Here is a 22,015-nt window from a genome sequence, read left to right on the forward strand (position 1 = left end):
AAGTACATCCATTACTACAACCACGAACGCATCCGCCTGAAACTAAAAGGCCTGAGCCCCGTACAGTACAGGACTCAGGCCTTGGGCGCCGGCTGAGTGAACCGTCCAACTATTGGGGGTCAGCTCATAACTGGTGGGGCCTTTCGGTTTCTCCCCCGCCGTGAGGCGCCGGAGCCCTTTTTCTCTCACGCCGTGAGGCGCCGGAGACCTTTATGCCACGTATCTCACTCCAAGCTGCGGGCGGCCTCAACGTCTGCGCGTTCCTCGATACGCTGGCCGTGTCCGAGATCGGCGAGAAGATGCTGGCCTTGTCTGACGACGGCTATGACGTGCTGGTGGGATCACTGCCCAATGCCATGCACGTGTTCTCAGGCTACGGTGATCATCCGCTGCCCCGGGGTCATGCCCTCGAGTACCGCGATGGGCTTTGGTCTACCGCCGCCGGTCGCTATCAGATCCTGTCCCGCTACTGGCCGCACTACCGTGATCAGTTGGACCTACCGGACTTCGGACCCGAAAGCCAAGATCGCTACGCCATTCAGCAGATCAAGGAGCAGCGTGCGCTGGACCCGATCAAGGTCGGTGAGTTCGTCGAGGCGGTGGATCGTTGCCGGAATATCTGGGCATCACTGCCAGGTGCCGGCTACGGCCAGCACGAGAACACACTTGAGCGGTTGGCCAAGGCCTACACCACGGCAGGCGGTCAGATGGCAGGTGACTCATTGCACTGGTGGGATGAGGTCGAAAAGAACCTCTCCTGATGAATAGCTTGAATACGCAGGCGGCCCCAGAGGTGCGCCCTATGAAACGAAGCAACAAAGAGAGTCGAGGCATGCCGAATAAAGACCCAGGCAACTGGCAGGCATTGTTCGAGCATCTTCCTTGGTTCTTGATGTCGGCCTTGACATTCTGCATCGCCTTCGCCCGCGGTGTGCATGACGGTGGTCCCTGGAAGAAAGCCTTTCTCGGTGCCGTTGTATGCACTTTGCTGGCGGTCGGGCTTTATCCCGTATTCCTCTGGCTTGCCGAGTCGCGAGGGTGGCCGAGTGAGCTAGCCTTGGCGCCTTGCGTCTTCCTGGGCTTCTTGGGTACTGAGTGGATCCGCAACAAGGCCGACGACCTTTACGAGGTCCTTGTCGGCCGCCTGCGCAAGTGAGGTATGCAATGAAATGGAGCGAAGTAGGTGGCTTTCTGTCCGAGATCGCGCCAGGCGTTGGCCAAGCACTCAAAGAAGCTGCACCGGGCATGGTCCAAGTCGCTGGAGCCGCGGCTGGCAATGCCGTGCTGCCTGGCGCTGGTGGCTTGGTCGGTGCTGCTCTGGGTCGTCGCGTCGCTGATGCGCTCGGCACTGAGGCGACGCCGCAAGCGGTAGCTAAAGAGGTACAGGCGAGCCCGGGCGAAGCCAAGGCCAAGCTGCGAGCGTTGGATATCGAGGTGACCCGCCTCTATCTGGAAGACCAGCAGAGCGCACGGGACATGCAACTGGCCGTGCTCCAGTCGCAGAATGCTGGATGGTTGGCCCGCAACTTCATCTACTTGATGGCCGGTGTGGTGATCTTCGCTGTGTTCGGATACATCGGCGCCATCACATTCGTCGAGCTGTCTCCCACGGGAGAGCGCTACGCCGATATCGCGGTGACTGGTATCGCCGGTGGCCTTATCGGCAGCGTGACCGGTTTTTTCCTAGGCGGGAAGCAACGGCAGATTGACAGCCCAATGCCCCGCAGCTTCATGAGTGAGCTGAAGACAAGGTGACCCGCCTTCGTATTGTGAAGAGAAAGAAGCAGGGGCTGAGCGGCATAGGTGCCACTAGTATAAGGCCTTAGACAAGCCTCGTAGTCTTCGGTTCTTGCTTCTTGCTGAAACCACCTTCTTCGAAAGACTTCCATGCTCAATTTCGTCTGCAAAAGCCAAGCACGCGGCGGCGCTGACAGCTTCTACGTATGACTCGTGAGATGATACGGTTTTTGGCTTGGCCCCCTTTCTGCCGATTCGCTGAACGTGCCAAGCAGACCTACCGACGGTTTCGGCGACAGGTTGCTTTGTAACGATAAATTTTACCATTGTTTCAGTCTCTTACCTCGGATTCGCTGGTGCGATAGATGTTCCGGCATGGTCAATTTTGCGGCCAGAAAGTCTTAGGATATGTCACCATTTGTGATGAAGAGTGTGGTTATGGTTTAGGAGGTTGGAGTGGGAAAATCAAGCGAAAAGACCGTGCGAGTCATCGTCTATAGTCTCGCTAGACACTCTGCCGCATAGACACATAGAGGGCGGTAGGTGCTGTATTGGCCAGAGAGGAAGGGCCAGAGCCGGCGAGTCTGCTCAGCGATTGACTGGGCCACGACACTTTGCAACCTGAGCACTAGACAGGAGGCTGGTTGAAGAACCAGATGGCTCCATGTCTCAGTCCTACGACTGAACGGTAAGCAATGATTTACCTTTCCTCCGGAGACAGTAGGTGACTGCTTCACCGCCCCTGTTTATGCATGAAGGCAGTGCATTTCCAACTAGCTCCGTGCTGGACGCCACGGGGGCAGCGTGTCAACGGGTTTCCATTGCACGTCCGTGATACCTCGGGCGTCAAGTTGTGCGACAACTGACAGGCCATCGTTGATTGGAAATTGCAGACGCTCAACCAGTGCAGTGCATGCATCCTCGAGTGTAGGAGGGCCATCGAAGTGGCAGCACCTCATCGCTCGTTGTCCGTCTCGAGTAAAGTTGATCTCATACATTTTCATGATGGATTTCCGGTCTCGTGATCTCTCGAGGATAGTTGCTGGGGAACGTCGGTACCTAATGCTCATGAATGGATGTGAATTCTTAGATTCATTCATGCCGGGGCATGGGAGTGCCTCGAGCATACGCCTTTTATCAACGATGGGTCGTCGGCGCCTCGGTTTCCATCGCTAAAGCTTCAGTGATTGTCGCCGATAAGAGTGTCTTTGATCTCATTCAAGGAACTCCGATGAAGACGTTTGCCTCAGTTTGCTTTGCCATGGCCGCCACTGCCGCCGCGACTAGTACTCTGGCGTTTGGAGAGCCCGACAGCTGGTCCTCTGGTTGGGGCCAGGGCGTATCGGAGTACGCGGCGGTTAACGCTTATGGCGATGAGCTATACATCGCGTGTAGCGATTACGATCCAGTGCGTATGACGTTGACCAGTGGTGATCGGAGCTATGGGTCAGGTTACGAGGGTGATTTTTCACTGATCATAGATGGCACGGAAGTCCAATATCCTTATGAAACGGATTCTCGTGTCGGGTCAAACAACTTCTATTTTGCTTGGGATGCGTTGCGCAAAGCGCACAGCATTGCCGCAGTCACTTCCGACAATGACTATATTGAGTTGCCAAGTAAGGGCTCCGCTAGCGCTTTACCAGCATGGGGAACACCAGAATTCCCTTGCCAAACAGCTTTCTAGAGTACTAGGCAAGAAGCGATTTCCCTTCAGACACGCACGAACCCACGCCCTGAGTTTTCTCGGGGCGTTTTTTTATATCAACCGTTTCGGCACGCCGTGAGGCGTCCCTGCCGGCACGTCGTGAGACGCCCGGCACCTTCTTATGGAGGCGCCGCCCGTGAGGGCCGCGCAGACACCTATGGCACGACGCTATGACTGGGAGGCTATCGAGGCCGACTTTCGCACGGGGCGATTCAGCCTTCAGAAGTTGTCCGATCGCCATGGCCCCAGCAAGGGCGCGATCAGCAAGCGTGCCACGACCCACGGATGGAGCAAGGATCTCACCGGTGCCGTACAACAGCGGACACGGGAGAAGCTAAGCCGTCCAGAGTCTGCGGCACCTGACGTCCCGGAAGCTGAACTGATCGAGCAAGCGGCATGCGAGAACGCTTCGGTCGTCAATGGCCACCGGCAGATGCTGCAGCGCTGGCGTCGTATCCAAGACACCTTCGCGGGGCAGCTTGATACTCAGCTTTCTACTGGCAAGCGTGAGGTCGAGACAAGAGACGGGGACGTCATCGAGGTGGACGTTGATCTCGAGTACGCCGGCAAATGCATCGGTTACGGTACTCAGGCCCTGGAGAGAGTGATCAAACTCGAGCGTCAGTCCTATGGCATGGACCTTCCTGCCGGCGAGGAGACGCCTCCTGAGCACGCGCTCACAGATGACGAGCTCGAGGCCAAGATCAAGGCGTATGAGTCCCGGGGGGCGGACGACCAGTCGTGACCAGGGCCGAACGTCTCGATTATCTGCGTTTGCTGGAAGAGCGTGACCGACGCCGACGCTACAACCTGGTCGATCAGCTGTTCCCTGAGGACGGTAGGCTGGCCCGCAGCGCTTACCCAAAGCACATGGAGTTCTTCCGCGCCGGCGCCTTTCACAAGGAACGGCTATTCATGGCCGGCAACCGTTGCGTCACACCCTGGACGTTTATTGAAACGGCGTCTGGTTCGGTCCGCGCCTCAGAAGCGCTGTTCGGCTGCGCTGGTAGTCTTCGGGCGTGGGCTGGTGGATCTGAGCGTGACGTTCGACCCGTTGACGCACATCTGGTGGGCATTGAGCCAGCGTTTCGTGTAGTGCTGGGCAGCGGTCGGTTCTTTGACTGCTCCCGTAGGCACCAGGTATTGACCGACGAGGGGTGGCTTTCTCTCGACCAGTTAGTGTCGCGCGCAGATGGTCTGCATTGGTTGCATACAGCCGGAGGTTATCAGGCCAGTTGTGCCGCGGGTGGTTATCTCGATGATCGACCACTTCCGCGGCAGTCAGGTAGCGGCCCAGCGAGACCTCCATTACCAGACGATGTTCGAACACATAGCCGCTTGGCGCTTTCGCTTGCGGATGCAGAGGCGCGAACACCTCGACATATCCATGTTTGTCAACGCGGCGGCCACCCTGCCAGCTTCGATGACCGTCGCCGTGTCGAGGCCCTGTCCGCGCTGTTTTCAGTTGCAGCGACCGACAGCGACGTTCTACCGCTGACGTGGATACACCGAGCGCTTCGGCGGCTTGCGCTTGCGTCAGGTGCTCAGACTCGATCAGGCGACGAAGCTCGGCATCATCAAGTCGCTTCCGGTGCAGACGGCCTGCCGGGTTCGATATTCCGCGTCGTCTCAGGTACGCCTGAAGCGATGCCCGAGTCAGTCCCAGAGAGTCAGCAATCTGATACGTCGGTTCGCCCGATTCAATGCGTTGACGTATTTCAGGGAAGTGCTGATCAATTGGGGATTTTCTACCCATCGAGAACTCCTCGTTTGGTAGGGGGAGAGACAGTAGAAGCCATTGTACCCATTGGTTACCAGCCAATAATAGACGCACATATACCTAAGCTCAACAACTACCGGGCGGCTGGCGTCTACCACCACAACTGCGGAAAGACAGTAGCGGGAGGGATGGAGCTGACCTTTCATCTCACCGGGAAATATCCAGAGTGGTGGCCTGGGCGAACCTTTGATGGAGCGGTCACAGCCCTGGCGGCCGGCGACACCAGCCAGACAACTCGAGACATCATCCAGAGCAAGCTGCTGGGCGGCCTGTACGGCACACCTGAGTTCGGCACCGGCCTTGTCCCGCTGCACCTGCTTGGAAAGCCGACGCCTGCTCGAGGCGTGGCCAATCTCTACGAAGAGATCATGGTAAAGCACACCAGTGGCAGCTGGTCGCGGCTCATGCTTCGAAGCTATGACCAGGGGCGCCGAATCTTCCAGGGGACCGAGCAGGATGTGGTGTGGCTGGATGAGGAGGTGCCAAAGGACGTCTACGACGAGGCCCTGGTGAGGACGATGACGACCCGCGGCATCGTGATGATGACGTTCACGCCACTGTCCGGCCTCACGGAGCTGGTCGTTTCCTTCCTTGAATCCATGCATGAACAGGAGCCGTTATGACCGACCAGCGTTTGACACCTGAAGACGTAGCGAACCTCGACATGCCACCGGTCTCAGCTACCTATCAGCGTCGCACCACCAGCACGGCGAAGCGCCTGGCTGACATGGTCGAGGAGCGTGGCATCTCTCGTGGCACTCTCGGCCTACGCATGGCGCGCCGGGTGGATTCTCAAGCACGGCTCGGCCAAACGATGATGATCGCCGGAGCTGACTTCACGGTTGTGCCGTGAGTCGCTACGTCGTGCAAGCAGGGTGGAAGCATGCACCGCACCTGAGTCAGCAAGATATCGATGACCTGACTGGGTCGATCTCCGCTCACCAATTGGAAGCGCGTATGAACGGGATTCCTACCCTTGGCGCCGGTGCCATCTTCCCGGTTCCCGAAGAAGACATCGTGGTGGAGCCGTTCCAGATACCCACCTGGTGGGCACGCATCTATGGCCTCGACGTCGGCTGGAAGAAGACCGCTGCTATTTGGAGCGCCTGGGACCGCGACACCGATATCGTTTACCTCAACAGCGAACACTATCGCGGCATGGCAGAGCCGAGCGTTCACGCCAAGTCGATTCGCATGCGGGGCCAGTGGATTCCCGGCGTCATCGACACCGCGGCCCACGGCTCAAGTCAGCACGACGGCAAAAAACTGATGGACCTCTACCAGGATGAAGGGCTGATTCTCCACAACGCCGATAAGGCGGTGGAGGCCGGTTTACTGGCCATGTTGGACCGCCTATCGACAGGACGGCTCAAGGTGTTCTCGACGCTCCAACACTGGCTCGGCGAGTACCGGCTGTATCGTCGCAGTGAGAAGGGCCGCATCGTCAAAGAGAACGATCACTTGATGGATGCGACGCGCTATCTGGTCATGGGGCTCCACCAGGCCACTACTCGGCCCGTCGATCGTTCGATGATGCCCGTCAGCCCCGGCGACACCACAACAGGATATTGAGATGCCCGATCACGCGACTGTCGAGATGACAGACGACATCGAGTCTATGGAGGACGAGAAGCAGCGCCTTGGCGTGATGCTGTCCAGCCTAGGATCCAAGCTAAGCCAATTGGCCGGCGAACAGGTGTCCTCCCGACAATTGATCGAGACTCGGTGGCTGAATGACTTGCGTCAGTACCACGGCGAGTACACCGCGGATGAGCTGGCTCGAATGCAGGAAAGCGGCACCTCGAGCATCTACGTCAACTTGACGCGCAATAAGACCAGGGCGGCCATTGCTCGGTTATCTGACATGCTCCTTCCCAACGATGACCGAAACTGGGGCATCAAGCCAACGCCCGAGCCTCAGCTTTCAGTCCTCGCGAACAGTAGAGACCCGGCCGAGAAAGACCAAGCCCGTCAACAGCGTGAGCGTGCCGAGCAGAAAGCTCGCTTGATGCAGACGGCCATTGATGATGACTTCACGGAGGCTCGCTACAACGGCAAGGCCCGTGACGTGATCGGTGATAGTTGCCTGCTAGGTACCGGTGTTCTGAAAGGGCCCGTCGTGGTCAATCGTCAGCGCCGTGCCTGGCGCCGTGACGAGAACAGCGGTTTGCAGGTCATGGAGGTCCAGAAGGAGTTTCGCGCTGGGCTTGAGCGAGTAGATGCCTGGGACTTCTTCCCGGACATGAGTGCTGCCACGATGGAAGAGGCCGAGTTCGGCTTCGAGCGCAAGCTGCTCAACAAGAAGCAGATGCGAGAGTTGAGTAACTTGCCCGGGGTCATCGACAATCAGCTGCGCAAGGTGCTCGAGACAGACCCAGATGGCACTCATATCAGTCAGGATCGCCGCGACGAGCTGCGCCATATCACCGGCGTGGATACGGTCGCCAACAACAAGCGTTGGGAGTTGTGGGAATACTGGGGTCCCCTGGACAAAGAAGAGCTAATCGCTGCCGGCGTCCAGATCGACGAAGATCCGCTGGCTGAATACAGCGGCTGCGTGCTGTTTGTCGGTGAGCATGTCATCAAGGCTGCCATCAATCCGCTAGACAGTGGTGAACTGCCCTGGAGCGTTCACAACTGGGAAGAAGACCCTTCGAGCATTTTTGGCTTTGGTGTGCCGTTCCTGATGCGTAACCCGCAAAAGGTCGCGTCCACCGCCTGGCGCATGATCATGGATAACGCCGGCCTTTCGGCGGGTCCGCAGATTGCCGTGGATAAAAGTGCAGTCTACCCGCAGGACGGAGATTGGCGGCTACGCCCACGCAAGGTGTGGATCAGCACCGGCAAGGTGCCGCTAAACCAGGCCTTTTACGCCTACAACATTCCGTCCAACCAGGGCGACCTCTACAGCATCTTCCAGGCCGCGCAGCAGCTGGCCGATACTGAGACCAACCTGCCAATCCTTTTACAAGGAGAGGGCGCTGGCGGCGGTCCTGGTGCCAAGACGTATGGCGGCATGCAGATGCTGATGAACAATAGCAATATCGTGCTCCGCTCGGCGGTGAAGAACTACGACGACGGCATCACCGAGCCGGTCGTGCGCCGCTTCTACGATTGGCACATGGCCTACGACGAGCGTGAGGAGATCAAGGGCGACTTCAGCATCGTGGCCCGGGGCTCGAGCGTGCTGATTGCCAGACAAGAACAGCAGGAGAAGCTGTTGGCATTGGCACAGATCGCCGCCTCAAATCCTGAGTTCGCGCAGTCCACCGAGTGGCAGGGTCTCTATCGCGAAATCGTCCGCTCCATGTCGGTATCGGCCGACAATGTCCTCAAGGACGAAGAGACGATCGAGCAAGAGAAGCAGCAGGCTGGCCAGCAGATGCCCCCGGAGATGCAGCTCAAGCAAATGGAGTTGCAACTCAAGCAACAAGAACAGCAGATGAAAGGCCAAGAGCTCAAGATGAAGGCTCAGCGAGACCAGGCCGACTACCAGTTGCGCGTTCAAGAACAGCAGTTCCAGCAGCAGTACAAGTCCGCCGAACTGCAGAGTCAGCAGGAGCGAGACCGCGCCGAGCTAGCACTCAAGCAAAACCTCACCTTGGCGCAGCTGGAGGCCAAGCTCGGCTTGGAGTCCCAAAAGCTCGAGCTCCAGATGCGAGAGACATCGGCCAAGCTTCAGACCCAGCGTGATGCAAAAGCCGCGGAGCTCACAGACCGTCAGAATGAGCGTCACGCACGGCAGCAGAATATGAACCAGGGGTTCGATAGCTATGGCTGATATCAACTGCAATAGCGATACCTGGCGTGAAGTCGCGGCCTGGGCTGCCAAGCATCGTCAAGATGCCGTGGATCAGTTGATCGCAGGCAGCTCTCGTGATGATCATCTGCGCGGCCAAATTGAGTCCATGGATGAGCTTTTGGGGCTGGTCTCAGACCCCCAGCCAGGCATTCCCCAGCCGTCCTATTAGTACGACCGGCTCGCCTTGCGCGGGTCCTTCTGTAACCAGCCGATCGGGAGATCCGCTAAATGTCACACCAGAACCCGTCAGCCCCTGAAGACCAGGCGCTGAACAATGACGACGAGAACCGCCCTGAGACTTCTGGTGAAGACGACTTCGAGTCGTACTTCGATGCATTCTCTTCGGGTAGCCTATCCGCCGACGACAGTGGTGGTGATGGAGAGGGAAGCGCTGACGACACGAAGAACGGAGAGGGCGGCGGCGCTGGTGGTGAGGAGGGCAAGAGCGCTGAAAGCACGCCGAGCGGCGTCGAGCAGCCGGAATCGACCGAGCGCGAGCGGGAGCTGCAGGCCAATCTGGACCGACTAACCCAAAGCGAAGCCAGTCAACGTGGGCGCGTCGGTGCCTACCAGCGCCAGATCAACGAACTCAAGCGTCAGTTGGCTCAGCAGCAGAGCGATGGGTCGCAGCAAGAATCACCGAGTGGGAAGTTACCCGCTCAGAGCAGTTCCGAGAAGTCGTCACCGGAAGCCGACCAGAAGCAAGCCATCGCTGAGCAGAACGGAAGCGAGGACTGGAAGGCGTTCGAGGAAGACTTCCCGGAGATGGCAAGCGCGATCAATGCCCGCCTGGCAGAAACAGGCCGGATTGAAGAGCGCCTCAACCAGCGGATTGCTGGTGTTGAGCAATCCGTGCAGCCCATTCAGCAGCAGGCCCATGACCAGTACCTCGACAGTCAGATGCGCGCCCTTGAGGCCCGCCACTCAGACTGGCGTGATGTGGTGAATGCGCCCGCGTTTCAGCAGTGGCTGCAGCAACAGCCGATCTGGCTCCAGCAACAGATGGAGTCCGAGAACGCCGACGATGCGTCCGCGTTGCTCGACTTCTACAAAGGCCAGACGGCAGGCAGTGACAGTGCGCAAGGCGACACGGCAGCCGCCGAGGCCGAGCGTGCGAAACGCCAGCAGCGCCTGGCAGGTGCCGTTACACCGCAACGACGCGGCGCGGCCAAGCGCGATGCCGTTCCCGACGATTGGGAAGGGCAGTTCGCCCATTTCGCCAAACAGAAACGCTAAGACCGAGAGGTACTGAGCAATGCCGACGACTACTTACGGTGACATCTCCCAGCGCACCGCCGCCTGGGCCGCCAGCGACATGCTGAACCACGCAGAGCCCATTCTGGTGCTTTCCAAGTTTGGCCAGTCCAAGCCGCTGCCGAAGAACAAGGCCGATACGGTGAAGTTCCGCCGCCCGGTTCCCTTCCCGGTGGTCACCACTCCTCTGACCGAGGGCGTCACACCAACCGCGCGCCAGATGGCCTACGAAGACGTGACTGTACAGATCAAGCAGTGGGGCGATGTGGTTGAGATCACTGACTACGTCAATGACCTGTCCGAGGATCCGGTACTAGCCGATGCCAACCAGCTCTGTGGTGAACAGGCCTCGGAAACGATCGAGCTTCAGACTTGGGGCGCGATCCGTGCAGGCACTAACGTGTTCTTCGCCAATGGCTCTCAGCGCAGTGATGTCAGCGCCACTATCAGCCTGAGCAAGCAGCGGGCCATCACCCGTTCGATCAAGGGTAACCGGGCCAAGAAGGTCACCAGCATGGTGGGCGGTTCGCCGAACTACTCCACCGAGCCTGTGGACGCGGCCTACATTGCCTTCGCTCACACGGATCTCGAGGCTGATATCCGCGACATGCAGGGTTTCACTCCGACAGAAAAGTACGGCTCCATGAAGGCGTTGCCACACGAGATCGGCAAGGTCGAGGACGTGCGCTACATCCTCAGCCCGGTACTGACCAAGTGGGCCGATGCCGGTGGCGCGGCTTCCGGCACCATCACCACCACGGGTACCAGCGCCGACGTCTATCCGGTGGTCTACATCGGCAAGGAGTCCTACGGGCTGGTGCCGCTGAAGGGCGCTAACGCCATCAAGCCGTCAGTGCTTAATCCCGGCAATCCGCGTGGCGGTGATCCGTTGGGTCAGCGCGGCACCGTTGGCTGGAAGGCCTACTTCGAGGCGGTAATCCTCAATGAGGGCTGGATGGCCCGACTTGAGGTCGCGGCCTCCGATCTGGCGTAAGACCTGTCCTGACCGTCACACCCTGGCCCGCCCTCTGGCGGGCCTTCTCTTTCAGACATGCCGAGAGGTATCTCCCGTGAGCGACATCAATACCGCCACCATGAATCGCGATCAGCTAGAAGCTGTCGCCAAAGACCTCGACATCTCCTTCCAGGGAAATACCAAAGACGACACCCTGCGCAAGAAGATCGACGAGGCCCTGGGCAATCCGGCACCAATTGCGAGTAACGACAACCCGGCGCCGGCTGCTCCGTCCCAGAGCAAGCGTTTCGAGATTACCGTCCACACTCATGAACGCGACAAACAACCGGTGCAGGTCGGCGTCAATGGCCGCATGTACGTTATTGAGCGCGGCAAAAAGGTAGTCGTGCCTGAGGCCGTTGTACGGGTGCTCGAGACCGCTGTACGCGTCACCCATGATCCGGAGAGCATGGAGCCACGCGAGGTTCACTCCTACCCCTTCACTTCGCACGGCGAGGTCTGATCGATGAATTTCCTGCAGCTGTGTAAGCGGCTGCGCCAGGAGGTAGGTGCCGCTGGCGATGGGCCGGCGGCGGTGACTGGCCAGCATGGTGAATATCAGCGATTGATCGACTGGGTTCGGCAGGCCTGGCTGGAAATCCAGCAGGAACAGGACGAGTGGCGATTCAATTGGGCGCAGGCGAGCATCGAGCTAGATGCCGACTTCCGCGAGTACTCGCCGCCGGTTGACCTCGATCGCTGGGATCGCTCAACCCTACGTGTCAACGGCCGACCCTTACGGGAAGTCGCCTGGTCGGTTTTTCGTGATTGGTACCGAGAGGACAGTGAGCGCGAATGGCCGACTGATATTACTCGGCTGCCTAACGGCAATCTGCGCATGGATTCCAGTCCCGCCCAGCTGAGTTGGCTGACGTTCGAGTATTGGCGAACGCCACAGCAACTGGTGGCAAACATCGACCAACCGCGGATGCCTTCGCAGTACCACATGGTGATCGTTTACCGGGCGATGCTGGCGTATGCACTCTATGAGAACGCGCCGGAGGTGGCCACCGCCGCTCGAGCAGGTGAGACCAAGATCACGGCTGAGATGATGCGCCGGGAGCTTCCCGCCGTTGAAATCGGAGGGCCGTTGGTATGAGTCGCTCCGCCTATATCCGCCTCGGTGGGGGCATCGACCTGGTGACGCCGCCCGAGCAGCTTCGCCCTGGTGCTGCGCTTTCCTGCATCAACTACGAATGTCCGGTGACCGGAGGCTATCGGCGAATCGATGGCTACTCCCAACGAGGGCCTACGCTTCCGGGCGAGGGGCCGACCCTGGGCGTGGCGACCTTCGCTGATGGCACCTACGGTTCGCGCAAGGATACCGGGGCCGAGACTGCGACGCTTTACAAGCTCAGCGGCACAGGAGACGCCTGGGAGGTTGTCGGTAGCGCCGGGACCCTGGCCGCCGGCCGGCACGAGTTCATCGAAGGCAACGTCTATGCTACTGACTCTGGCAGGTCGCTTTACGGCGTCGGCGGAGGGAAGCCCTTCGAGTTGGCCCTTGACGGCACTTTGACCACGCTAGCCAATGCCCCCAGCGGCGCGACGATGATCGCACTCCACCAGAACCACCTGTTCTTGGGCTTTCCCATCGGTAGTGTTCAGCACTCAGGCATCGGAGATCCCGCCAACTGGGATGCATCTACCGGCGGTGCGGGCGAGATCGGTACCAGTGACCGGCTCACCGGGCTACTTTCCGGTGTCGGTGGTGTCCTGCATGTGCTGTGTCGTGACTCCATTAAGACACTGCGGGGCACCAGCGAGGCTGACTTCGTGCTGGAGGTGACGGTGCCCAACAGTGGTGCCCGAGCAAACTCATGCCAGTCCATGCAACAGCCCTATTTTATCGGCGAGCGGGGGATCAGTTCACTCGAAGCCACTCAGCGTTATGGCGACTTCTCAGCACTGTACCCAGGTCGTGTGGTGGAGCCGATGTTCTCCCAAGGGGGCAAGGCCAATCGCGTGATCGCCAGTTGTATTGCCCGCTCCAAAGGGCAGTACCGGATATTCTTCGATGATCGCACCGGCTTGTACCTGAGCGGGAACGGAATCACCGCCACCGAATATCCCCACCAGGTGGTAGTGGCGCACTCCGGAGAGCTTGAGTCTGGCCAGGAGCAGATCCTTGTCGGCGACGATGCCGGCAACGTCTACCGGCTGGACGATGGCGAAGACTTCAACGGCACCCCCATTCGCGCTTACCTGACTCTGGCCTACACCGATCTTCAATCGCCGAGTGCTCGAAAGCGCTTTCGCCGTGTGTTTTGGGATATCCGATCGGGCAGCGACGCCAGGCTCTGGATGCAGCCGGACTTCGACTACGGCGACAACCAAACAGGCCGGCCTCGCCGGGAGTATCTGGACTTCATGCTGGGCGGTGGCCTTTGGGGCGTCGATAACTGGAGTGAATTCCGCTGGTCCGTGCCTGGCATGGGGCAGGAGACTATGGACATCACCGGCACGGGCACCTCTGTCAACTTCTCGCTTTTCTCCGAATCACAGAGCTCGCCGCACGAGATTCTGGGATACGACCTGCATTTCGACTTGAGGAGGCAGCGCCGTGGGTAACCCCTATTTCGACAACAGCGACCCGGGTAAGCGATTCCAGCCCGGCACGACTGCCGAGGGCGAAGCGGTCGATGAGAAATTTGACGCGATTGCCACCGGCCTGGACGAGACGTTCAAGGATACGACCCGAGCACTTAAATTTCCCTACGAAGACGGCATGCCGAGTCAGGAGTTCGTGGCGACGGCACTGCAGCGACGCAATCGGGTGCTGGGGTTTGATCAGCAAGGCAATTTGGCCCTGGTCTCGGGTTTCTACTTCCGCGGCGACTGGCAGCCGAACACCGACTACTTCCTCAACGATATCGTGCGCGATCCGGTCACCACGAACCTTTACGTCTCGGTGGCTCGCCAGACGTCTGGAGCCACGTCGGATCTGAGCAATGCGACTAGGTGGTATCTGGCCGTGGACGCGGACACTGTGCGCCTCGCAAAGATCGCAGCCGAGCAGGCACGAGATGACGCCCAGGGTTACGCACGCAGCGCCCAAGGCGATGAGCAGGCTACCAGGGCCTACCTGATCGAGGTTCAGGCGGCTGAGGCTCACATCGAGACGATGCAGGAACGTGTTCAGCAGTTGGAAGAACAGGCCCAACAGCACGCTTCAAGTGCCTCTGAATCTGCCAACACGGCAACACAGAGTGCCATCACTGCTGCGGCCGCTCAGCAGGTGGTGACTGCTACGGCGCAGCAGGTAAACGCCAATGCTCAAGCCGCCAGTGTCGCTGCTGCCGATGCGGAATCCGTCAGCCAGCGCATCAACGACACCACGACCATGGATTTTCTCAACTTTGAACTGTCCGGGCCTGATCTTATAGCCCACTTCGCGGGCTACTCGGATGCCAGCAACTTCACCATCAACGACGTCGGCGAACTGGAGGTGATCCTGTAATGCCAACACTCAATCTCGGACGGGTACGGTTCAACCTGCGTGGCCCCTATGATCCTGGCACGCCGTATCTTGAACACGACGTGGTGACGGACGATGGTCAGTCCTATGCCTGTATCGCTGACGTCACCGGCACCGGGCCCAACGACGCGGGCGGCGTCACCTATTGGGAAGGCATGCTGCTCCGAGGTACCGACTACAACGCTGCGCGTGACCAGGCTCTTCAGGCAGCTAGCAATGCCGGCGACAGTGCCACTACCGCGGGACAAAGTGCCGCCGCGGCGATTCAGGCGCAGTCTGCCGCGCGGACGGCCCGAGATAAGGCCCAGGAGTGGGCGGAGAGTGATACTGCGCCGGAGGCAGGGAGCAAGTCCGCGAAGAGCTGGGCACAAGCTGCTGCCAGTTATGGGGACCCGAATCAGCACAATGTTACCGCCAACGGCACCGCCGACACCCGAACCGCGGCGGAGTGGGCAGGCCAGACGCTGTCCAACCAACAGAAGATTAACGGGCTGGGAACCGCCTCCACCGCCAATGTGGGCACCGGTGCGGATGACGTTCCCAATATCTCGCAGGCAGATACGCGGTATGCACAGCTGTCGGGGCCTAATAACTTCGATACCATGCCAGAGGTCGGTGGGGGGCCTATTGTAGAGTCGGATAGTAACAGTGACGGGGCTTGGACAAGATGGGCTGACGGTACCCAGGAGACGGGGCAGTCTACTTTAGTATCGCCAGGCCCCCTGGGCGTTGGGACGTTCGACGACCCGTACAGAACTTCGGTCATTCAAAGGCCGTTTCCCGTGCCTTTTATAAACACACCTCAGTTTGCTACAGGGGTCAGTGGTAATACTGCGGGTGCAAATGCGTGCTGCGGTTTCTCAACTCCTATTGTAGATGCGACGGGATTTGAAAATGCGCAGATATGGGGGGCGGTCCAAGAGAGTATGCGTTACTCGATAATTGCCCGTGGTGATTGGAAATAATTAAGGAGAAGCTCAGATGAAAATTAAGATACGGGCGGTCGGGCAAGCCCCCAGCCACTACAGCTTCTCCGGGGAAAAAGTTATTGCATATGAGGATCGGTACGAAGAAGCATACGAACTATCCTCCTTCCCCGAAGGTGGGACATTCGAGGGGGCAGATAGTCTGCCGTCGGGGATACGGGCCATCGGATGGGTTGAGCGAACCAATGGGGAGCTGTACGTAACCCTCGTGCAGAAGGTTATAGCCGGACAGTACCCCGGTCGTAAAGCTCACTGGCGAGAGTCCCCCTTCATCGACGCCGCTGACTACGACCCCGATACCTGCTACGTCATCCCCACAGGCATGGCAGGCGTAGACGACTACGAGATCGTGCAGGGCGTAGATGTCGCCGGCAGCACCGGATGGACCGTTCGCAAGAAGGAGAGCGCCGATGGGTAACGTATCGTGGATCGCACCCAAGAGCGAAGCGGATAAGCTCTCTGATACCAAGATCACGCAGCTCACCAAAATCGAGCAGTCCCGCAAAGACGCCGAGGCCTATGGCGTCAATCTGAACGGCATCCGCTATGCTGGTGATCCGAGCAACCGGCAGGCGCTGTCGGAGGTGCTGGACCTGGCCGAGGCCACTGACACGACGATCATCTCAGCGTGGAAGGATAGCGATGATCAATTTCACTCCGACCATCCGGTCGCCGACGTTCGCCAAGCGCTTCTCGATATCGCAGCTCGCCGCGGTGACCTGATTGCACAGGAGGGAGCGCTGGCAGCGCAGATCACTGCTGCTAAGACGGTTGAGGCTGTCGAAGCGATCACCTGGAAGGGTTGAGCCGGCGCCAGGGACGGCGCTACCAGTCTGGGATCAGCGATGCCCAGAGGTAGGTGTTACCACAACTCTTGCACTCGACGCAGTAGGATCGGCTGTGAGGACTCGCTGGCATGACGTAGAAATGCTCCCACCCCTGATGCCCCGATGGTGTGAACTCAAGCGTCTGGCAGGCCGTACAGAACATCTGCAGCCCACCAGCGACGACCTTGTAGGTGATTTTCTGATGTTCCATGCCACCTCCGCCGTCTGCGCGCTCGAGATCAGTTTAGGTCACCACGACCTCTCGAAGAGTCGAACGGCTCAACGGTCCAGGCGCTACCACAGCTCAACGACTTGGAAGACGTACTCGTACTTCTCTACCTGCACCACCTGGAGCAGGAGGTCCTGCAGAGGCGACCCCGGCTCGCTCCTGTCAACGATGCCGTGGTAGGGCCGCTTCTCGCCTACAGCCAGCCCTTCGATATAAGTCTCATGCGGAAGGGCTATTGTGTCTCCGCTCTGAAAGGCCATATCTATCCTTACTCTGCACGAGTGAATGTGCACTAACGAGCATAGCATATAGCATTAGAGCATAAAGAAAGCCCAGCCTTTGGGCTTAGTGGCAGTGAGGAATCGTTGCTAGATGCGAATCATTGACTGCCCTCTGTCGCCGATAACGCCACACACGACTGGTACCGCCACTCCTCCGAATTTCGCCTATGCTTCAGCCATGTGCGGACGCTACAACCTCCACGACATGCCAGCCATCGACACGCTCCGGCAGCTGATACCGGGGCTCGACGACGTCGTGCCTCCCTCTCGGCGATACAACGTTGCCCCGGGCACCGACATCTCTGCCGTATTCCTGCCGGATCCAGAGTCTGACCCACAGCTAGACCTCTTCTGGTGGGGCTTCCGCCCTGCCTGGGTGGATGGAGGTGGGCCACAGCCGATCAATGCCAAGGTCGAGGGCGTGGCCACGTCGAAGTACTGGCGCGGCGCCTTCGCCCGCCACCGCTGCCTGGTGCCGGCCAATGGCTGGTATGAATGGCTCCCCACCGCCGACGGCAAACAGCCTCACTACATCACCAGGGGCGACGGCGAGCTGCTGTGGTTTGCCGCCCTCTGGACGCAGAGAGAGGACGATCGCCTGGGCTGTGCCATCATCACCGAGCCTGCTCGAGGATCGGCCCGTGACGTTCACGACAGGATGCCGCTGTGCCTGACACGCGAAAGCCTACCCCTGTGGCTCGACCCTGACCTGACGGATAGAGAGACGCTGCGCAGCACTGTGCAGCACATCGAGTCCGATGCCCTCGTCCATTGGCCGGTTAGCCAGCGCGTCGGCAATGTGAAGAACGACGATGCATCACTGATAGTGCGTATAAACTGAGCGCAGATTATAGGCTCTTCCATTCCTAACCTGGTGCGAGACAAGCGCCCCTTTCTTCCCACTCGCCGTGAGGTGACGAAAATGGCAGCAAGTGACACTGTTCAAGGCCAGCTCAATGGCATCCTGAACAGCGACTCCCCTCTTATGAAGCGAGCCGATACTTTCGGCAAACAACAGGCCAATCGACGTGGCCTCCTCAATAGCTCTATGGCTGTCGGAGCCTCCCAGGGCGCCATGATTGATGCAGCGATGCCTATCGCGCAGCAGGATGCGAGTCAGCAGTTTCAGAAAGGCCAGATGGCCCAGCAGCAGCAGAACACGCTCGAACAGATGGCTCGTGGAAACCAGTACGACACAGGCATGGCCAACCTTCAGCAGAAGAACACGCTCGAGCAGATGAAGCGTGATCGTGACTATGGCCTGGACGAGCTTCAAGCATCCAGCACGGCAAATGCCTGGGGCATGATGGCCAACAATATTACCGACATCGTTGCTCAAGGCATGGAAGGCATCGCCAACATCCAAGCCAATCCCGATATCTCGGCGTCTGACAAAACCAAGATGATCAACCAGATCACGTCTATGCGCGACTCGGACATCAACTTCCAGAAAGGCCTGTACCAGAACCTGCAAGGGTATCTGCGGAACACTGGCCTTTTTCCCAACTTGTGAGCGGAGGTAAGCCATGAGCTGGTTTGATGGTATTTCCAGCGCCGTGAGCGCTGGCTTTAAAACGGCCTCCAAGTATGCCACTCCTGCTTTCGATTGGCTGGGAGACAATCCGGAAGCCGCCAACCTAATTGGCGGTATCGCCACAGGCGTCGGCCAAGCCTACCTTGCTGGCGAGCAAGCGGACCGCGAGCGAGAAAGGCAACGCGACGAATGGGCTTTTAAGCAGGAGATGTACAACCGCGAGCGCGAAGACCGTTTCGCTCGTCCGGGCGAAGTGACGGGCTACGATACACACGTCAATTCGCTGACCGATGGCCTGATCACCAGAGGCCAGGTCTCGGGAGGGCTGCGCAATGGGATGGGCTGATTCGGCTACAGGAGGCGGATATGGCGGCGGTGGCCGATCCAGTGGTCGTGGTGGCGGAGGGTATTCCGGCGCCATCGGTAATGCGGTAGACGCATCAAGCCGCGGTCGAGGGTCGGCCGGAGGAGGGCGCACGTCTAGTCGCAATCCGTACGGCTCCAGCATTTCGGGAAATCGCAGCAACCGAACAGCTTCGAGCCGCAACAATCACATTGATAACACCAGCAGCCGTGGGAGCTCCGGTAATTCGAGTAGTGCTGGCGGCGGTCGGCTGGGTTCGGAGCTCGGCACAGTAGGCACTGGCAGTGGCTATGGGAGCGGTCACACCAGTACAGGCCGAGATACTGACACGCGAACGGTAGCCGCGAGCAAGCCGGCAGCACCACCCTCGAACAGCACGCCGAGTTCTCGTGCGGATCTGGCAACGCAGACGCGGACAAGTTCACGTCGAGCGGCATACGACGAAGAAAGCTCGACATCTAGCCTGGGTGGAGTGACAACCGGTGCTGTAGCCAGCCTCGATGAGGCAGCCGAAAGGAGCTTCATGGATGAGGCCAGTGCCGATCGCCAGCCGGCTAGAGGATTCATGGATCGGATCGGTGCCCAATCAACCACCACAGCGACGAACCGGACCCAAGCCGAGGCCAATATTCACGACCAAGCAAGGCCTGGTCTCTTGAATACCGCATTACAAGGCGCGCTGTCACTCACTGGCGTGCCGGGAATGGTAGCGGGCAAGGTGGCCAGTACGGCCTTAGCCGCCAACGAGGCTCAGAATGCGATCCAGGATCACAACGCCGAATTCGGTCTCAGCATCGATGACGGCTACGGGCACAGTTTTGGCCGGCAGGCGTTGGGAACCGTGACAGGAACGCTCGGCGGCATGACTGGAAGCCGAGTTGGTAGCGAGCTTGGCATGTCGGTAGCTGGTCCTTATGGCGGGCTTGTTGGTGGACTAATGGGTGGCGTGGTTGGTGGTAGTGTCGGTAGAGGGATGGGGTTGAATCCGAGCCCGGGCCCAGGGCCTAGTGATGGCATGGGAGATGGCCTGAACGGGCCTCCCAGTGCTGGTATGATGGCCAGTAACGCAGCACCATCGCCGTCTCAGGCGGAGTCCGTTGCCCCTACGCCCAGTTATGGTCCCGTGGACTTCGACGGATACGCCAGCTACGCCGAACAGTTCTTCTCATAACTCGCCGGGAGGCGACGACACATGGCAGGACTTCTGCAACAAGGCGCTGATCAAGTTTCAGGCGGATCAGCACCTACCCCCCAGGCCCAACCCGGCCAATCCCCTCAGGTGTCACCAGGCCAGCGAGAAGGCGGCGACCCTCGTGTTGACATGGACCCCAGTCAGGGCGCTCAACAGCGTGATCTGATCGTTAAGGCGATGCTGGAATCCCTCTATGGCCCGATGCTGGAACAAGCCCGGGACATGCTGGAGCAGGTTCGAGACCAGCCGGAGCAGGCTATTGGTCGCCTTGTCGCGCAGCTAATGCTCATGGTTCGCCAGGCAATTGCTGACCAGGGCTCGACTATTCCTCCTGGAGTGATGGTGCAGGCGGCAATGATTGCCGCACAAGCGGTCGGCGAAATGGCAATCAAGATGGGCATTATCTCACCAGAAGACGGCGACACCATCGAGGGTGGCTTTATGGCGGCGATGGCGCAGTTTGGCCAGCAGGCATCTCGAGACATGGCACCGGAGCAGCGAGCGCGGTATGCCGAGCTGATTCGCGGACTGCGGGAAGCGAAACAGAAGAGCCGTGGTACCCAGCGGCCGCAAGCACAAGAACCCGCTCAACCAGCTGCTGCCCAGCGTGGCGCGGGAGGTGAGCAATGATCGGCGGGCTGCTGGCCGGCGGCGTGGCTGGGGGTGGCAAGGCCGTTCAAACAAATGCCCTGGGCGAACTGGAAAGTCGTCGGAGAGCCGCGCTTGCCAAACTCGAGCATGATCAAGCGATGGTCCGGCAGGATGATCAGCAAGAATTTAGCCGCGGCGAGCGAGTAGCTGGCGAGCAGTATCAGTCTGGGCGAGACGAGACACTTCAAGGCTACCAACAGGACAACACCCGCCTTACCCATGACCTCAGCATGCAGCAAGAGCGTTATCGTCAGGGTCAGCAGAACTATCGCACCAATCGCACGATTTCTTCTCGTGAGGCGGAAGGGAGCAACGACTGGCAGTTGGTCCAAACCGACGATGGTTATGCTCAATGGAGCCCAAGCCGCAACGCTTATCGAGATGCGAATTTGCCTGACGGTGCCCAAATGGGTGGCCAGGAACTAACGTCTCGAGACGAGATCCGGATCAAAGATCTGCAATCGCGTCGCGAACTGATTGCCAATCAGTTGAATGGTGATATTCCGCCAGGCCCTGAAGAAGCTGAGAGCCTGAATAGCCAGTTGGGGACCATCAACTCCCAGATCGATCGATTGGTCGGCGGGCAACGTACTCAGAGCATTGACGCAGAAATCGATGCCGCACTCGACGACGTCACTGGCCCGGCGCCGGCAGGCACAGGCCTCCTGCAGCAAGGCATGGGAGCGGATCGCACTGGCGACGCTGAGAGTGTGGCGGGCATGATCCAGCGGGCAGACTCCGATCGAGAGAACCGCCAGGCAGAGGATTCCGCTCGTCAGGCAGCCACACAAGCGCGTGATGCTGCTGATGATGTGCTGGACCGACTTGAGTATGAAATGGCTGGCAATGCGTCGTCCGGTGGGATGATGGCAGGCATCAATACCGCGAGGGGGACGGCTGGGCGTGCCAGCGAGGAAACATTGGACGAAGCAGCGTCAGTCGCTGCCCGTCTGCTTGAGTCCAGCAAAAGCGAGTACGTGTCCGAAGATCAGCGCCGGTGGATTTCCGAGCGGATCATACGCCTGCGAGATATGGGCGTACCCATTGAACTAGAAAATTGATCGTCCGCCGGGCGGCTGCGGCTGTGTCTCGCCCTGGTCATCCGGTGATTATCATGCCTTGTCGGGAGACAACGCTACATGGCACTTATCGAAGATCTTCGCCGTAAGAATCCGCG

General features: G+C 59.3%; 29 protein-coding genes. 26 read left to right on the top strand and 3 right to left on the bottom strand.

Annotation, left to right across the window (positions count from 1 at the left end):
- The 6 genes from ACUN9Y_RS13195 to ACUN9Y_RS13220 all read left to right on the top strand — a co-directional run.
- A partial coding sequence (locus ACUN9Y_RS13195) for an IS3 family transposase (RefSeq protein WP_445461402.1) occupies positions 1–96 on the top strand: 96 nt, incomplete at its 5' end.
- A gap of 116 nt (positions 97–212) precedes the next feature.
- Complete coding sequence (locus tag ACUN9Y_RS13200) at positions 213–761, top strand: glycoside hydrolase family 24 protein (RefSeq protein WP_445461179.1); 549 nt, start codon at positions 213–215, stop codon at positions 759–761.
- Positions 761–1,156, top strand: a complete 396-nt coding sequence (locus ACUN9Y_RS13205) for a phage holin family protein (RefSeq protein ID WP_445461180.1) — start codon at positions 761–763, stop codon at positions 1,154–1,156. The genes ACUN9Y_RS13200 and ACUN9Y_RS13205 overlap by 1 nt, the downstream gene beginning before the upstream one ends.
- A gap of 8 nt (positions 1,157–1,164) precedes the next feature.
- Positions 1,165–1,755: a hypothetical protein gene (locus tag ACUN9Y_RS13210; protein ID WP_445461181.1), complete on the top strand. Its 591-nt coding sequence runs from the start codon at positions 1,165–1,167 to the stop codon at positions 1,753–1,755.
- A 1,213-nt stretch (positions 1,756–2,968) separates the two neighbouring features.
- Entirely contained in the window at positions 2,969–3,424 is a 456-nt protein-coding gene (locus ACUN9Y_RS13215; RefSeq protein ID WP_445461182.1) for a hypothetical protein, read from the top strand.
- A gap of 178 nt (positions 3,425–3,602) precedes the next feature.
- Positions 3,603–4,190, top strand: coding sequence for a hypothetical protein (locus ACUN9Y_RS13220; RefSeq protein WP_445461183.1), 588 nt, complete (start codon positions 3,603–3,605; stop codon positions 4,188–4,190).
- A gap of 204 nt (positions 4,191–4,394) precedes the next feature.
- Here ACUN9Y_RS13220 and ACUN9Y_RS13225 read toward each other — a convergent pair whose 3' ends face one another.
- The gene (locus tag ACUN9Y_RS13225; protein ID WP_445461410.1) at positions 4,395–5,201 is read right to left on the bottom strand and encodes a hypothetical protein; all 807 of its coding nucleotides are present in this window, start codon (positions 5,199–5,201) and stop codon (positions 4,395–4,397) included.
- On the opposite strand from ACUN9Y_RS13225, the gene ACUN9Y_RS13230 reads away from it, so the two are divergent.
- The 14 genes from ACUN9Y_RS13230 to ACUN9Y_RS13295 all read left to right on the top strand — a co-directional run bounded on the left by ACUN9Y_RS13230 (position 5,093) and on the right by ACUN9Y_RS13295 (position 16,566).
- Positions 5,093–5,848, top strand: a complete 756-nt coding sequence (locus tag ACUN9Y_RS13230; RefSeq protein WP_445461403.1) for a terminase large subunit domain-containing protein — start codon at positions 5,093–5,095, stop codon at positions 5,846–5,848. The genes ACUN9Y_RS13225 and ACUN9Y_RS13230 overlap by 109 nt on opposite strands.
- Positions 5,845–6,078 (top strand): hypothetical protein, encoded by a 234-nt coding sequence (locus ACUN9Y_RS13235; protein ID WP_445461184.1) that lies wholly within the window; start codon positions 5,845–5,847, stop codon positions 6,076–6,078. The genes ACUN9Y_RS13230 and ACUN9Y_RS13235 overlap by 4 nt, the downstream gene beginning before the upstream one ends.
- 104 nt (positions 6,079–6,182) lie before the next feature.
- On the top strand, positions 6,183–6,797 hold the full coding sequence (locus tag ACUN9Y_RS13240) for a phage terminase large subunit family protein (protein WP_445461185.1): 615 nt from the start codon (positions 6,183–6,185) through the stop codon (positions 6,795–6,797).
- A gap of 1 nt (position 6,798) precedes the next feature.
- On the top strand, positions 6,799–9,006 hold the full coding sequence (locus tag ACUN9Y_RS13245; protein ID WP_445461186.1) for a portal protein: 2,208 nt from the start codon (positions 6,799–6,801) through the stop codon (positions 9,004–9,006).
- Complete coding sequence (locus ACUN9Y_RS13250) at positions 8,999–9,196, top strand: hypothetical protein (protein WP_445461187.1); 198 nt, start codon at positions 8,999–9,001, stop codon at positions 9,194–9,196. Before ACUN9Y_RS13245 ends, ACUN9Y_RS13250 begins: the two co-directional genes overlap by 8 nt.
- 59 nt (positions 9,197–9,255) lie before the next feature.
- Positions 9,256–10,263 (top strand): hypothetical protein, encoded by a 1,008-nt coding sequence (locus ACUN9Y_RS13255; RefSeq protein ID WP_445461188.1) that lies wholly within the window; start codon positions 9,256–9,258, stop codon positions 10,261–10,263.
- A 19-nt stretch (positions 10,264–10,282) separates the two neighbouring features.
- Positions 10,283–11,275, top strand: a complete 993-nt coding sequence (locus ACUN9Y_RS13260; RefSeq protein WP_445461189.1) for a N4-gp56 family major capsid protein — start codon at positions 10,283–10,285, stop codon at positions 11,273–11,275.
- 76 nt (positions 11,276–11,351) lie between these two features.
- Positions 11,352–11,759: a hypothetical protein gene (locus ACUN9Y_RS13265; RefSeq protein ID WP_445461190.1), complete on the top strand. Its 408-nt coding sequence runs from the start codon at positions 11,352–11,354 to the stop codon at positions 11,757–11,759.
- 3 nt (positions 11,760–11,762) lie between these two features.
- Positions 11,763–12,395, top strand: coding sequence for a phage adaptor protein (locus ACUN9Y_RS13270; RefSeq protein WP_445461191.1), 633 nt, complete (start codon positions 11,763–11,765; stop codon positions 12,393–12,395).
- Positions 12,392–13,867: a hypothetical protein gene (locus ACUN9Y_RS13275; protein ID WP_445461192.1), complete on the top strand. Its 1,476-nt coding sequence runs from the start codon at positions 12,392–12,394 to the stop codon at positions 13,865–13,867. Before ACUN9Y_RS13270 ends, ACUN9Y_RS13275 begins: the two co-directional genes overlap by 4 nt.
- Positions 13,860–14,756 (top strand): hypothetical protein, encoded by an 897-nt coding sequence (locus ACUN9Y_RS13280; protein ID WP_445461193.1) that lies wholly within the window; start codon positions 13,860–13,862, stop codon positions 14,754–14,756. The genes ACUN9Y_RS13275 and ACUN9Y_RS13280 overlap by 8 nt, the downstream gene beginning before the upstream one ends.
- On the top strand, positions 14,756–15,739 hold the full coding sequence (locus tag ACUN9Y_RS13285) for a hypothetical protein (protein ID WP_445461194.1): 984 nt from the start codon (positions 14,756–14,758) through the stop codon (positions 15,737–15,739). Before ACUN9Y_RS13280 ends, ACUN9Y_RS13285 begins: the two co-directional genes overlap by 1 nt.
- Positions 15,740–15,755: 16 nt before the next feature.
- Positions 15,756–16,178, top strand: coding sequence for a hypothetical protein (locus ACUN9Y_RS13290; protein WP_445461195.1), 423 nt, complete (start codon positions 15,756–15,758; stop codon positions 16,176–16,178).
- A complete protein-coding gene (locus ACUN9Y_RS13295; RefSeq protein WP_445461196.1) occupies positions 16,171–16,566 on the top strand; it encodes a DUF4376 domain-containing protein in 396 nt (131 codons plus the stop codon). The genes ACUN9Y_RS13290 and ACUN9Y_RS13295 overlap by 8 nt, the downstream gene beginning before the upstream one ends.
- A 19-nt stretch (positions 16,567–16,585) precedes the next feature.
- On the opposite strand, the gene ACUN9Y_RS13300 is transcribed toward ACUN9Y_RS13295, so the two are convergent.
- Together ACUN9Y_RS13300 and ACUN9Y_RS13305 are read right to left on the bottom strand one after the other, a co-directional pair.
- Entirely contained in the window at positions 16,586–16,798 is a 213-nt protein-coding gene (locus tag ACUN9Y_RS13300; RefSeq protein WP_445461197.1) for a hypothetical protein, read from the bottom strand.
- Positions 16,799–16,881: 83 nt separating this feature from the next.
- Positions 16,882–17,076: a hypothetical protein gene (locus tag ACUN9Y_RS13305; RefSeq protein ID WP_445461198.1), complete on the bottom strand. Its 195-nt coding sequence runs from the start codon at positions 17,074–17,076 to the stop codon at positions 16,882–16,884.
- 199 nt (positions 17,077–17,275) lie between these two features.
- Between ACUN9Y_RS13305 and ACUN9Y_RS13310 the strand changes: the two genes are divergently transcribed.
- The 6 genes from ACUN9Y_RS13310 to ACUN9Y_RS13335 all read left to right on the top strand — a co-directional run bounded on the left by ACUN9Y_RS13310 (position 17,276) and on the right by ACUN9Y_RS13335 (position 21,899).
- Complete coding sequence (locus ACUN9Y_RS13310) at positions 17,276–17,938, top strand: SOS response-associated peptidase (protein WP_445461199.1); 663 nt, start codon at positions 17,276–17,278, stop codon at positions 17,936–17,938.
- An 81-nt stretch (positions 17,939–18,019) separates the two neighbouring features.
- Positions 18,020–18,610, top strand: a complete 591-nt coding sequence (locus tag ACUN9Y_RS13315) for a hypothetical protein (protein WP_445461200.1) — start codon at positions 18,020–18,022, stop codon at positions 18,608–18,610.
- Positions 18,611–18,623: 13 nt separating this feature from the next.
- Entirely contained in the window at positions 18,624–18,977 is a 354-nt protein-coding gene (locus ACUN9Y_RS13320) for a hypothetical protein (protein WP_445461201.1), read from the top strand.
- 541 nt (positions 18,978–19,518) lie between these two features.
- On the top strand, positions 19,519–20,166 hold the full coding sequence (locus tag ACUN9Y_RS13325; protein ID WP_445461202.1) for a hypothetical protein: 648 nt from the start codon (positions 19,519–19,521) through the stop codon (positions 20,164–20,166).
- 21 nt (positions 20,167–20,187) lie between these two features.
- Complete coding sequence (locus tag ACUN9Y_RS13330; protein WP_445461203.1) at positions 20,188–20,817, top strand: hypothetical protein; 630 nt, start codon at positions 20,188–20,190, stop codon at positions 20,815–20,817.
- Positions 20,814–21,899, top strand: a complete 1,086-nt coding sequence (locus ACUN9Y_RS13335; RefSeq protein WP_445461204.1) for a hypothetical protein — start codon at positions 20,814–20,816, stop codon at positions 21,897–21,899. The genes ACUN9Y_RS13330 and ACUN9Y_RS13335 overlap by 4 nt, the downstream gene beginning before the upstream one ends.
- Positions 21,900–22,015 lie beyond the last annotated feature (116 nt).

It is taken from the genome of Halomonas sp. V046 (assembly GCF_052645355.1).